We start from the raw sequence: 13,754 nt of genomic DNA, 5'->3' as shown, positions 1-13,754 counted from the left end.
ATTTTCAGCACGGCCTGTTTACCCGATGAATTTCTCAAACTGCCCATTTTTTTATTTGAACTACCCACTTAAAAAAAGCACCTACCCGACACCCTGAAAAAGACAATTATACATTGCCCTGCGCCCTGTAATTCTGGCCCGTAATATCTCCGTTTATCCTATTTCCACAGTTAGAAAACTGTCCTCCTTGGGATAGCTTTATCAGGTGGTTAAGGAAAATTGCTCACAAGAGCATCGGACTGGGAGCGGGGAATGCGGGTTGGTATCGATGTCGGTGGAACGAATACAGATGCCGTTCTGATGAACGGGTCTGACGTCGTGGCCTGGGTCAAGGCACCAACCACTATGGACGTCGGTGAGGGCATTGAAGCTGTTCTACGCTCCTTGATCGCGGAGTCCGGCGTCCCGACCAGCCGCATTCAATCGGTTATGATCGGCACGACCCATTTCACCAATGCACTGGTGGAATGTCGTGGGCTACTTGAAGTCGGCGTCATTCGTTTGGCGAGCCCATCGGGCGAGGCGTTGAAACCCAAAATCGGTTGGCCCCAGTCCTTGCGGCGCGCGGTTGGCGAGCATAGTTTTCTTGTGCCCGGCGGTTATGAATTCGATGGCCGGGAAATTGCGCCTTTCGATAAAACGGCGGTGACGCAAGCAGCCCGTGAAATCCGCGCTCGCGACTTAAAGGCAGTAGCCATCTCCAGTGTCTTCGCCCCGGTCAACGATCATATGGAAAATCATGCGGCCGAGATTGTGGCCCGCGAAAATCCCGGCATCAGCATCAGTCTTTCCAAAGATATCGGCCGACTTGGTTTTCTGGAGCGTGAAAATGCCGCCATCATGAACGCGGCGCTCAGCCAGCTTTCCTTGCATGTGGTGCAGTCGCTCGAACAAGCCATTCGCCGCCTCAACATCGAAGCCCCGTTTTATATCAGCCAGAATGACGGCACTTTGATGAGTGCCAGCTATGTTGCGCGCTATCCGGTCCTGACCATTGCATCCGGCCCCACCAACAGCATGCGCGGCGCAGCTTATCTATCCGGCCTTGCCGATGCGGTGGTCATCGATATTGGCGGCACGACCTCGGACGTCGGCGTATTGCAGGGGGGATTTCCTCGTGAGTCATCGGTCGAAGCAGACATCGGTGGAGTTCGGACCAATTTTCGTATGCCGGATATTCTGGCTATCGGTCTTGGCGGCGGTACACGCATTCATCTCAACCCTGCCAACTTTACAGGTCCTGCCGACCAGATCGGCGATATTGCCATCGGGCCAGATTCCGTGGGCTATCGGCTGACCAAAGATGCCTTTGTCTTCGGCGGTGAAACCCTGACCGTCACCGATCTTGCCGTGGCGAGAGGGCAGGCGAGTATCGGCGACAGCAACAAGGCGCCGCGGTTATCGGAAAGCGTATGCGATCAGTTGAACGAACAGATCCATCTCATGCTTGAAGACGCGCTGGACCGTGTCAAGACCAGCCCGGCGGACGTGCCCGTCATTCTGGTTGGCGGCGGCAATATTATTGTCAACCGCAAGCTTCGCGGAGCATCCGAGATCATACGTCCTGCCTTGGCCTCTGTGGCCAATGCCATCGGAGCCGCCATCGCGCAGGTCGGCGCCGAAGTCGACAAGTTGTTTTCCTATGACAGCCTTGGCCGTGATCAGGCCCTGGCGCTTGCCAAAGGCGAAGCCATCCGCAGGGTGGTTGAAGCCGGTGGAATAGAAGCAACCGCCAAAGTGATCGAAATCGACGAGGTCGCCATGTCCTATCTTCCCGGACAAACAGTTCGGGTGCGGGCGAAAGCGACCGGCGACCTGGCCTTTTCATGATCATGATCAGGCACCAGAATATAAGCGGGAGCAAGATAGCGACGATGGACACGGGTGTTCTTTTGGTCGAACAGGATATACGCGATCTTGCAAGAGGGACGGCGTTTCTGGGATCTGGCGGCGGCGGCGATCCTCATGCTGTTGTGTTGCAACTTCTGGATATTCTGCAAAAGAGCGGCCAGATCCGTCTTATCAATATGGCCGATCTTCCCCATGACGCTTTGGTCGCGCCCTGTGGTTGGATGGGAGCACCCACGGTAGGGGAAGAAAAACTGCCAAATGGTCGCGAACCCGTGGCAGGTCTGCGCATGCTGGAACATCTGAAAGGTCGCAAGGTCGACGCGCTGATTGCCAGTGAAATTGGCGGCAGCAATGGCCTCGCCGCCATGGTTCTCGCTGCGGCTGAGGGCTTGCCAGTGGTCGACGGCGACGGCATGGGGCGCGCCTTTCCCGAAGCTCAGATGGTGACTTATAATATTTATGGGCTATCTCCCAACCCCGTGGTCTTTTCGGATTCAAACGGCAATTGTCTAGCCATGGAAGCAGTCAATGCCGCCGAAGGGGAGCGCATCGGTCGCCAGATCGCCGTTATGATGGGAGGGGCCTGTCATGTGTTTGATTTTGCCGCCTCCGGATATGAGATCAAACAATATGCCGTTCGCGGTACGGTGTCGCTGGCCGTCAATATCGGACGAGCGATCCGGGAAGCCAAGGCGTCGCAACGGGACCCGTTCGAAGCGCTGTTTTCCTGCCTGCGGTCGACCGGCTATTACAATCATGCCGGCATTCTGTTTGATGGCCGCATTGTCGACTTGCAGCGCAACACAGTCGGGGGGTTCTCAATCGGATCGCTGACTATCGAAGCCTTTGGCGACAGCGGCGAGACCGTAAAGGTCGAATTCCAGAATGAGAATTTGAAAGCTTATAAGGGCGGCCAACTTCTGGCAACCGTGCCGGACATCATCTCCGTCCTTGATCGGGAAACCGCGGACACGATCACCACGGAAAAATTGAAATACGGCCAACGCGTCAAACTGGTGGGCACAAGCGTTCCACCCATTCTGCGAACTCCGGAAGCTCTGGCAATTCTCGGGCCCTTGGCCTTTGGATTTCCAGAAATTTATTGCCCAATCGAACAATTAAACAACTGGATCTGAGAAATTAAATCCAAAAAATGCTCTTCGCCATCAAAGCTCTGGTGGCTACGAGCTTTTTAAAAAATAGCAAGTTGGAGGTTACAATGAAACGTTCCATGACACAGACAATAAAACATCTCCTCGGCACGGTCGCCATGGTTTACGGTCTGTGCCCCTATGTGGCAACAGCCGCCGAAACCCCGGCAGCAAGCGGCGCGATGCTCGAAGAAATCACGGTCACCGCACGAAAGCTGTCCGAAAATCTGCAGCGCACGCCCGTTTCCGTGACCGTTGTTTCGGAAAAAATGATCGATACATTGAGCATCACGAACATCGGTGAGGTCGAGCGTCTGGCGCCGAACGTTCAGTTCAGTCAGGGTTTCTCCGGCAGCTCGGCTGGTGCCAACTTCTTCATTCGCGGCATCGGCCAGCTGGATTTTGTGGCAACGTCCGATCCCGGGGTGGGCGTTTTTGTTGACGGTGTTTACATGGCCCGCACTGTGGGCGGGGCGCTTGATACTGCAGACATTGCACAGATCGAAGTGTTGAAAGGTCCGCAAGGCACGCTGTTCGGTAAGAACACCATCGGCGGCGCCATCAACATCATCACCAAAAAGCCGGATGAAAATCTGAAGGTCATGGCGGAAATCACCGTCGGCAATCTCGGCCGCACCGATGGTCGATTCATGGCCAATGTGCCGATCACCGATCAACTGTTTGTGAAAATCACTGGCTCGGCCCGCCATAATGACGGCTTTCAAACTCGTCTGATCGACGGCATCAAGCTCGGCGATGACAATACCATCAGCGGCGGCATCCAGATACGATACGCGCCTGCGGCCGATTTTGATATCATCCTCGCCGCGGACGTTACAAAACGTCGCGCTCATATTGCCGCACAAGGTCTGACCGAAGTTGCAACCGTCGGCGGAGGGCGCGAGCTGTTCCTAGAGCTGACTGGTCTTGATATCGCAAATTACCCTCCCGCCGCGGAGCCCTGGAAATACAGCACCTCGGGAGTACGCCCGACAGACAAGCTCAATATTTTTGGAACATCACTGACGGTCAATAAGGACTTTGGTCCCGTCACTCTGAAATCGATCACGGCCTATCGCAAGCTTGACGCCGATACAGCTACCGATTTTGATGGACAGCCGGTAGTTTATAATGACCAGTTGGTTCAAGACAAGCAACATCAGTTCAGCCAGGAATTCCAGCTTTCCCACCAGTCAGAAAAACTAAAATGGGTCTTGGGTGCTTATTATTTCAATGAGCACAACGAGGAATCCATTCAGAATAATTTCTACGTCTTCTGGCTGGTCGCTCCCTATGGAGATGGTCCGCTCAGCCACACGGAACTCAAAACGAATAACTTCGCCGCTTACGGTCAAGGCAGTTATAAGATCACCCCGGAGCTGAGCCTAACGGCCGGTCTGCGCTGGACCTATGAAAAAAAGAGCACCGATATTATTTCACCCATTGGCCTCGGGACTCTCAGCGCCTTTAACAATAGCGGCGGTCACCACTGGTCTGCGGTCAATCCTCGTCTTGGCATCGAATACCAGGCTACGGAAGAAGCTCTGTTATATGCAACCTATACCGGCGGCTTCAAAAGCGGCAGTTTCAATGGACGTGTCGACCGTCAGTTCGATGCCGGAAAGTTTCAACCCTATGATCCCGAGAAAGTTATTGCCTGGGAAGGGGGATTCAAAACTCAGTGGTTCGATAATCGCTTGCGAGCGAACGCCGCCGCATTCTTGACCCATTATAAAGGCATCCAGCTTGTATCCGGTGCGACCGATGCATTCGGGAATCTTTATTTTCCGACGACCAACGCTGGAAATCTGAACATAAAAGGGTTTGAAGCTGAGCTTCTGGCACGTCCCATTGAAATGTTGAACGTCTATGCCAATCTTGGCTATGCCGATGAAAAATGGACAAGCATTTATCCAAGTCCGTTCCCGACGGTGAGCAAAAAATCCCGCCTGCCCATGTTCTCTCATTGGACCGTGATCGCCGGTGGCGATCTGACCTTGCCGCTCGACAGCTTTGGCTCCGTCATGATCGGCGGCAACTACAGCTACCGCAGTGCGTATTTCGCGGATACTGGAAATTCCCCTCGGGTGAAACAGGGCGGTTTCGGTATTTTTGATGCCCATCTTATTGTCGAGCCCGAAAATACCCGGTGGCAGCTTAAATTCTGGGGCAAAAACCTGACCAACAAACATTACATGACCTGGGGTCAGGATCTGATCGCAATTGGCGACTCTCACGCCATGGCCTTCTGGGGGCGCCCGCGTGAATTTGGCGCAACCTTCTCGATCAATATGTAATCAGTCCGCTTGAGCCTCTCGCAAGAGGGGCTCAGGTTCCCTCCCGGCTTTAACTCGTGACATGGGTGACATGTGAGCAATTTCAATGACCTTGTCGAAGACTATTCGACCACGCCCGTACCGGAGGGAAAAACGGTCAATGGCTTGCGGCTTGCCCTGGTCGTTGTAGGTTGCGGCATTGCCTTGCCGGGATTTCTGAACGGGGTCAAAATTGGTACGGCATTGGGGCTGCCTGATGCTGTACTGGCATTTCTGATCGCCGGTCTTCTGCTCACATTCCTTGGCAGCTGCACGGCCATCGTCAGCGCCAAGACCCGATTGACAACCTATATGCTGGCACAGTTCGCGTTTGGGCCTGTGGGGGGCAAGTTTGTGAACATGGTGCTGGCAACGACAATGTTTGGCTGGTTTGGCGTCAATGCTTTCATGTTTGCCGAGGCCTGCCAATCGATGATCTGGAATCTGACCGGCTTTCACTTCAGCTATAATATTTATATCATCATCGGCAGCGTCCTTATGGTTGCCACCACAATCTTCGGCTTCAAGGCACTGGATAAATTGGCATTGGTCGCGGTGCCGATTCTGCTTTTCATTCTGATCACTGTTCTTGTCATCTCTTTTACCAAAGCTGAGCCCGGTGTGTTGCTCGCCACGCATCAAGGTACAATGTCCTTCGGTCTTGCCGTATCCGCGACGGCCGGCGGGAATATGGTCATGGTTGCAGCCATGCCCGATGTCGCACGTTATATTTCCGGCAAGGGACAGGCAGTTCTCGCGATGTTCATTTCCTTCACGCTTGCCGCCCCCTTGATCCTGACTGCGGCAGCAGTACCCAGCCTGGTGACGGGTGAGTCGGATTTGCTCAAAATACTCATGGGTCTTGGATTTGGCGTTCCGGCCTTGCTCGTGTTGGTGTTATCGACCTGGACTGCCAACGCCTCAAATCTTTATGGTGCAGGCCTCGGGCTCGCCGCGACCTTTATCAGGATCCCGCAATGGAAACTCATGATTGGGGCAGGGCTCGCGGGCATGGCCATCGCCATGCTCGGGATCGTCAATCATTTCATTCCGTTCCTGCTGTTCCTTGGCATTCTAATCCCGCCCGTCGCCGGAATTTACGTGGCCTTTTACATTCTTTATCCCGACAAAATGAAAGATGTATCCGAGATTTCCAAGCTGCCCGGCACCAGTATTCCGGCGTTCACCGCATGGGGCATTGGCGTCGCGGTGGCGACGGCAACCGCTTTTGATTTCTTTACGCTCACAACCATTCCATCTTGCGATGCCCTCATCACATCGGTGATACTTTATATGCCGCTTGAATATATGCTCAATGCGCGCCGCAGCCGTCTGGAAAGCCAGCTTGTTCGCAGGTATTGAGCGTCAGAAAGAAAGCCATGAAAAGAATATGTGTCATTGCTCCCATCATCGAAAGCGCCAGCTACAACAATGATGAGATGAGCGAATACCTGAAATCTTTTGATGTCCCAAATCACATTTCAGTTGAGGCGCGCTGTCTGAAGAACGGCCCGTCCTCGATCGAATCCGAAATTGATGATGCACTCGCCATTCCCGATATTCTGCGAGTTGGACTTGAGGCCCAAGCCGAAGGGTTCCATGGTGTCGTGATGGCCTGCATGGCTGATCCGGGAGTGCGCGCCTTACGGGAAGCTCTATCGATCCCGGTCGTGGGCACTGCGGAATCAAGTTTTCACATTGCCGCCAGTTTGGGCAGCCGCTTTGGCATCCTCGACGTGACCGATGACGCCCGGACTTCGGTCAAAAATCTCATGGCGATCTATGGCCTGACCGAAAAATTCGCCTCGTTTCGCAGTGTCAATATCCAACCCGAACAAATCAGTACGGATATGACCGCCACCAATAATGCTCTGATTTCCGAAGCACAAAAAGCCGTGCGCCAGGATCAAGCCGATGTGTTGGTCCTGAACTGCACCGGATTTTACGGCTGCGCGCAAGCCGTATCCGATGCGCTCGCCGCAGATGGATTGCATGTGCCCGTGATTGATCCCATGCCGCTTACCATACGGTTAATGTCGGCCCTCGTACTCGAAGGCTTATGTCACAGCAAGCGCGCATATCCGACACCACATAAAAACAAATTCATCCAAGGATATGTTTTCCCTGATTTTTATAATCCGGCATCGCTATAGGTTTTTGGCTGCAAATTCTTGAGGCAAGCTTATGAAAACCGTCTATTCCGACAAACATCATCTGCACCATGGTCAGGCTGAATTATTTGCCGGCAAGCTTGTCCCTTGTTTTGAGATGCCGTCCCGCGCGGACATGATTTTTGCCGAAGTCAAAAAACGAAATCTTGGCGAGATTTTGGTCCCGCAAAATTTTGACAGAACCCGCATCGAACGCGTGCATCGTCCCGCCTATGTTGATTTTCTGGAACAGGCCTGGGCCGATTGGACAGCCATTGGCGAGACCACGGACATTCTGCCGATCTGCACTCCCGCACGCGACATGCGATCGGATCGGATTCCACAGAATATTCATGGCAGGGTTTCCTATTTTTCTTTTGACACCACGGCCCCAATCACATCAGGCACATGGACGGCAGCCAAAACCGCTGCGGACGTAGCACTCACCGCGCAAAACCTCATCACAAAGGGGGCACGGAGTGCTTTTGCACTTTGCCGCCCGCCCGGACATCATGCCTCTTCGGACTATTACGGTGGCTATTGTTTCCTCAACAATGCCGCCATCGCCGCACAGGGATTTCGCGATGCGGGGGCGGCACGGGTTGCCATTCTCGACGTCGACTATCACCATGGCAATGGTACACAAAGCATCTTCTATGATCGGTCTGATGTGTATTTCGCCTCGGTACATGGCGACCCTGCCACCAGTTATCCCTTTTTTCTGGGCTATGGCGATGAAACAGGCCGTGGCCCTGGCGAAGGCTGCAATGCCAACTATCCGCTGGCCGCAGGCACCAGTGCCGAGACATGGTTTGAAGCTTTGGAGATCGCCTGCGCGGGCGTTCAACGCTATCAACCGGATGCCCTGGTCATATCCCTCGGCGTGGATACTTATGAAGGGGACCCCATCTCCTATTTCAAACTGAAATCCGAAGACTTCCTGAAAATGGGCGACCGCTTGGCGCGACTGGATTTGCCAACGCTTTTTGTCATGGAAGGCGGCTATGCCGTGGAAGATCTTGGCGTCAATACCGTCAATGTTTTAGAGGCGTTTGCGCACAAAAACCCCTGACCAAAAGGGGCAGGGGGGCCACAACTTCTGATCCAGGTCAGGATAGGATATCCGTATGGAGCCAGCCTTTATCACGCGCCAATTTGACGGCCTCCCGACGCGATGAAACGCCAAGCTTCACAAATAGCGACTTCAGCCGATATTTCACCGTGCTGGGAGAGACATCAAGCTTGATCGCGATTTCTTTGTTTGTCAGACCGGTATCCAGAATACGCAAAGTCTCAAGCTCGCCTTTGGGCAAAAGAATTCCAGAAGTCACCTGTTGCGACAGGCGATTTTCAATCTTGATAAGCCGATGGATCTCTTTCACAAAGGCATTTCGGAAACGATCCGTCGGCAAGGGGCTCTCGCTGCTTTCGATATATTGTATGAGCGGCAAAAGCGCTGCACCTTCCTTGACCAGAACCCTGACGCTGCCTTCGAAAAGCGCTGACGAAACAGCCTTATCAAAATAACTTGCCGCTTGCTTCTGCTCCCCGGCTGAGAAGCTCGCAATGGCCCGCAAAATTCGGATCTCTATAAGCTGGCGTCCCCAGCTTTCCGACTGTGCAAGGTTTTCAAGTCCGGCCAAATGATCCGGAGATTGTCCCAAGGCTATATTCAAGCGGGCGGCAACGATCCCCATGCGATAGTCCTGGTGACGGGACAGCAAACTATCCTGACCAAGCCTGGTGATATGGTTCGAAAGTTCGATTGAATTCGCCAATGTTTGTGCCCGTTCAAGATCACCGATTTCAATGGCAAGCTCGATCTCACAGAGATCGGCGGCAAACTTCAATCTTTTCAGGCGGCGATGTTTGGCGGTCCCCCGCGCACGTTCCAGAATATCCAGGGCTGCATCCAATCCCGTGATGCGATATGCGCAGCGCGCCGCCGTGAGATAGCCTGCCTCATAGACATCAAACCAGCCATCCGACGCCTCCATATGAGGAAGCGCCCAGGATAAAAGCGCAGAAGCCGCCGGAATATCATTTTTCTCATAAAGATATTCACTGCGGAACGCCGCCAGATTTGCGGCAAGATCAGATGCAGCACCAAAATTGCTATGCACAGCGTCAATCAGATCATCCAGAATTTTCTCCGCTTCTTTCAGTTTTCCTTGCGCAAACTTCACGCGGCTTTTGTGAAACAGCGTAAAGGTCATGCCATAAAAGGAACCTATTTTTTCATAGCTCCGTGACGCGCGCGATACTGCATCAAAGGACTTCTCCAGAAACCCACAATAATAATATTTGCTGGCGAGAGATTCACCCGCTATTGCCTGCAGGATATTGTCATGGGCTGGCAGGGCAGAAATCAGCTGCACACTGATGTCTATATCCGCTTCCGTGACCGGAATATCTTCATAATCGGATATGATGTCACTGACCATCTGCACTTCAAGACGCACATTTATTGGCAGACCTGTGGTCTCGAAAGCCGGGCGTATCGACGCGAGATAAGCCGATGCCTCCTCAATTTTTCCGCATTTAATCAATAGAAATGCCTGAGCCAGCTGAATGCGTGGGCGGTCTGCAAGGTGAGGGGAGGAGGGTTCCGGCAAATAATGCTGAATGAACGACATGCGGCCATCCAGAATAAGTCGCCAGCCACCAGCTTGTTCCAATAACGTCGCGATCATTTCGCCGTCGGATGATTGCGCCGCATGCGACAACGCTTCTCCAAGATACCCGTTATCTCCGAACCAACCCGCAGCCAGTTGATGCAGGCGTTTGACATCATGGTCACGAAGACGCAGCAGGCGATCGACGAGAAATTCTGCCACCAGCGGATGATATCGAAACCATTTGCCTTCAATATCCGTGCGCAGCAGAAAAATATTCTGCTGTTCAAGCTTTTCCAGCAGCAACCAGCCATCAGCCCGTCCGGTGACATGGCTGGCCAGATCGCCGCTGATGCGCGGCAGAATGGACGTCTGCAGCAGAAAGGCCTGGGTGTCGGCGGGGAGACCTGACAGCAATTGTTCCGACAGATATCTTGCAAGATCATGGGTGCGGCCAGAAAATTCACTGATCTTTCTGGCCTTCTCCGGTTCACCCAAGCTCCATTTCAAAGCTAGCTCAATGGCCAGCGGCCAGCCTTCCGTGCGATCCGTCAGCCGGACGATTTCCGCCGCATCGATTTCCTGTCCGCCATTGGCTTCAAAGGCCCGTTTGACATCGTCCGCCACAAAGGCGAGATCGGCATTAGTGAATTCCAGAAGTTCACCTTGTACCCGCAAATTTTCCCGGGTGATCTGCGGGTGGTCTCGGGAGGCAACGACGATATGAAGTTGCGGCGGCGAAAACCGGACCAGCCATTCAAAAAGGCTGTTCAGCTCTTTGCCTTCGGCCCGATGATAATCGTCAATAATAAGTACAACCGGCTCATCAATCGCCTCGATAGCCTTGAAAATGGAAGCCATAACCGACCGGAACGGAGCATCCTGAAAGGAGCGTTCCGCCAGCGGATTATATTCAGGCAAGTTAACATCGGCAGTCTGAAGGGCGGCAAAAAGATAAGACAGAAATTGGGTAGGGGACGCATCCTCCTCATCCAATGTCAACCAAGCCGACCGCACGCCTTGGTCCTGCAGCGATGTAAAGAAATCAGCGAGCAGACTGGTTTTTCCGTAACCCGCAGCGGCTGCAATAATGGTCAGCTGGTGATCCAAAGCTTTCTGAAGGCGCTCGAATAAGTGCGCACGGCGAATATAGCCTTTGACCCGGAAAAAAGGGGTCAGCTTCGTCTTGATAATACGCGATGAATCAAAATGGTTTTCCAACTGGTTTTTACATCCCCCCGAATGACAACCACTTGATGATTTTTAACATGAATCACCAACCAGAGGTATGAATAAAGTAATGTCTCCATTCCTCTGATCTTGCATTCCAGGGGGCGGTAAGAAGGATCAAACCCAGTTAGCCTTATGCGCGGCCTTCATTAATTTTCCATAATATAAATTATGTGATTATTCGATGTCACTCGTCAAAGCTCTCTCATAGGCGCTCCCCACCTCAAGCCTCCGAACCTTAATCTTATGATCCTCCGGATCATCTGTGTTATCTTAAAACTCCTTATGGTTAAGGTTCACAGTCAATTTTTGTAAGCCTGTTGCGGATCTGTTGGTGCTGCCCGTCCTAATTTCAAGGAACCACCGATGACGCCTGCAGACAAGGATGCTCTCACGAACAGCTTGTTCCGTATAACCAGGGACGGATCCAAAATAAAAAGTCAGGTCGTCCTCGTTTTTCAAGGCGGAGGCGCGCTTGGTGCCTATCAAGGCGGCGTTTATGCAGCGTTGCATGAAGCCGGCATTGAACCGGACTGGGTCATCGGCACATCCATCGGCGCCATCAACGGCGCCATTATTGTCGGCAATAAACGAGAAGACCGTCTGGATAGATTGCGTGAGTTCTGGCGGCGGATTGAACGAGCCGAGCCTCTGTCATCGACCCATTTAATGCCCTGGCTTGACATGAGCATGGCCAAATTCAGCACATTGAGCACCGGTCTGCCAGGATTTTTTGACCCGAACATTTACGCAACAGCCGGGATCTTCGCGCCTGTCGGGGCTGAAAACGCTTCTTTTTACACCACCGACCCCTTGCGGAACACGCTCAAAGAACTGATCGATTTCGATCGCCTGAACGTGGACAGAATTCGCATGACACTGGGTGCGGTAAGCGTCACCAGTGGCAATCTCTATTATTTTGACAACCATAATCAGGGCCTAACCCTCGATCATGTGATAGCGTCCTGCTCCCTACCCCCGGCATTTCCCGCCGTTCGCATCAACGGCCAACCTTTTTGGGACGGCGGCGTATATTCCAACAGCCCCATAGATGCCGTATTCGATGATACCGCGCGCAAGGATTCCGTTATTTTTTCCGTGAATTTATGGCCTCCGGAAGGAGCCGAACCGCAATCCATCTGGCAGGTTCTCAACAGACAAAAAGACATTTCCTATTCGAGCAGCACCGACAACTATGTGACACGCCAACAACAAACCCATCGGTTACGCCACACAATCTCTGAGCTGGTGTCAAAGCTTCCGCCCTCCGAACTGGCCAAACCAGAAATTCAGGAGCTGGCAAATTTCGGCTGCCCGACACATATGCATATCATCCGGCTGCTTGCGAACCCTCTTGAGGGCGATGACGTCAACAAAGACATCGATTTCTGCGAAGACAGCATAACCTCACGCTGGCAGAATGGGTATGCCGACGTCTGCAAGGTCATCAAACTGGCGCCCTGGACACAGGATCTTGGTGCATGTGGCGGCGTGATCATTCACGACGTCAATTACATGTAATTCCTTCAGCGGCACAAGATAAGCCGTCTAAAAATGGGAAAGAAAGCCACCATCCACGACCAGAACATGGCCAGTAATATAAGACGCTGCCGGCGACGCCAGAAACAGCACAGCACCTGAGATTTCCTCCGGCCGCCCCCAGCGTCCAAGCGACGTGCGCTGCTTGAGCCAATCAGCCACCTCTGGCTTAGCAGCCATATCAGCATTGGCTTCCGTGGCGAAATACCCCGGAGCAACCGCATTCACCGTAATGCCGCGCGGCCCGAAATCGGCAGCCAGCGCCCGCGTAAGTCCGGTAAGCCCGGCTTTCGCCGCGGTATATGCGGGATCATTGGCACGCGCCACATGCCCCGCGATGGAGGTGATATTGATGATGCGGCCATTGTCCGGCATATGCCGCGCCACTTGCCGCGCGAGTTCAAAAGGCGCCACGAGATCAATTTCCAGAAGTTCACGCACAGCGCCAAGCTCCAGCTGATAAAGCCCACGCCGATCGCGGTGCCCGGCATTATTCACTAGGATGTCGATGGCGCCATGCTCCTGAACAGCGGCCTCAAGTGCTTTGGCCATGGCCGCCTCGTCTGTCAGGTCAAACAGGAGGGATGCTGCCTTGCCGCCAGCGCTTTCTATCTCTCGCACGACGTCCTCAAGTGGATCGGGGTTTCGACCGTGCAACAGCACATAGGCCCCTGCCCGGGCCAAGCTCTGCGCCATCTCGCGCCCAAGCCCACGCCCTGCTCCCGTTACAACCGCCACCTTGCCAGTTAGTGAAAACATCATCCCTCCGAGAGCAGCAGATCCGCCCATTTTTATGCCTTAAAACCTTAACACAGCTTTCATTGCCCCCGGGCTGTGGTATTTCTGCATAGAATCTGGTCGGCCTGACTCACCCTCACTCGAATCGCAAAACAACCTCCCGCA

At 53.3% G+C, this 13,754-nt stretch carries 9 protein-coding genes; 7 read left to right on the top strand and 2 right to left on the bottom strand.

Features of this window, described 5'->3' with window-relative positions:
* Window positions 1-252: 252 nt before the first annotated feature.
* The 6 genes from NYP16_RS07655 (at window position 253) to NYP16_RS07630 (ending at window position 8,539) form a co-directional block, all read left to right on the top strand.
* The gene (locus NYP16_RS07655) at window positions 253-1,830 is read left to right on the top strand and encodes a hydantoinase/oxoprolinase family protein (RefSeq protein ID WP_274943526.1); all 1,578 of its coding nucleotides are present in this window, start codon (window positions 253-255) and stop codon (window positions 1,828-1,830) included.
* Between the two features lie 44 nt (window positions 1,831-1,874).
* On the top strand, window positions 1,875-2,987 hold the full coding sequence (locus tag NYP16_RS07650) for a DUF917 domain-containing protein (RefSeq protein ID WP_274943525.1): 1,113 nt from the start codon (window positions 1,875-1,877) through the stop codon (window positions 2,985-2,987).
* A 95-nt stretch (window positions 2,988-3,082) separates the two neighbouring features.
* Window positions 3,083-5,299: a TonB-dependent receptor gene (locus NYP16_RS07645; protein WP_274943524.1), complete on the top strand. Its 2,217-nt coding sequence runs from the start codon at window positions 3,083-3,085 to the stop codon at window positions 5,297-5,299.
* Window positions 5,300-5,371: 72 nt separating this feature from the next.
* Window positions 5,372-6,679 carry a cytosine permease gene (locus NYP16_RS07640; protein WP_274943523.1) on the top strand — a complete coding sequence of 436 codons (1,308 nt, stop codon included), beginning with the start codon at window positions 5,372-5,374 and terminating at the stop codon, window positions 6,677-6,679.
* 17 nt (window positions 6,680-6,696) lie between these two features.
* Window positions 6,697-7,470 carry an aspartate/glutamate racemase family protein gene (locus NYP16_RS07635; RefSeq protein ID WP_274943522.1) on the top strand — a complete coding sequence of 258 codons (774 nt, stop codon included), beginning with the start codon at window positions 6,697-6,699 and terminating at the stop codon, window positions 7,468-7,470.
* 31 nt (window positions 7,471-7,501) lie between these two features.
* A complete protein-coding gene (locus tag NYP16_RS07630) occupies window positions 7,502-8,539 on the top strand; it encodes a histone deacetylase family protein (protein WP_274943521.1) in 1,038 nt (345 codons plus the stop codon).
* A gap of 37 nt (window positions 8,540-8,576) precedes the next feature.
* Here the strand turns inward: NYP16_RS07630 and NYP16_RS14525 are convergent, their stop codons facing one another.
* Window positions 8,577-11,192, bottom strand: a complete 2,616-nt coding sequence (locus tag NYP16_RS14525) for a LuxR C-terminal-related transcriptional regulator (RefSeq protein ID WP_429913146.1) — start codon at window positions 11,190-11,192, stop codon at window positions 8,577-8,579.
* A gap of 486 nt (window positions 11,193-11,678) precedes the next feature.
* Here NYP16_RS14525 and NYP16_RS07620 point away from each other — a divergent pair, with 486 nt between their 5' ends.
* Window positions 11,679-12,833 carry a patatin-like phospholipase family protein gene (locus NYP16_RS07620; protein WP_274943519.1) on the top strand — a complete coding sequence of 385 codons (1,155 nt, stop codon included), beginning with the start codon at window positions 11,679-11,681 and terminating at the stop codon, window positions 12,831-12,833.
* 27 nt (window positions 12,834-12,860) lie between these two features.
* Here the strand turns inward: NYP16_RS07620 and NYP16_RS07615 are convergent, their stop codons facing one another.
* Entirely contained in the window at window positions 12,861-13,610 is a 750-nt protein-coding gene (locus NYP16_RS07615) for an SDR family oxidoreductase (RefSeq protein ID WP_274943518.1), read from the bottom strand.
* Between the last annotated feature and the right edge of the window lie 144 nt (window positions 13,611-13,754).

This window comes from Govania unica (genome assembly GCF_027920805.1).
Lineage (GTDB): Bacteria > Pseudomonadota > Alphaproteobacteria > Sphingomonadales > Govanellaceae > Govanella > Govanella unica.
Note: the sequence above shows the minus strand (reverse complement) of the source record. Positions and strands in the feature narration are given on the sequence as shown.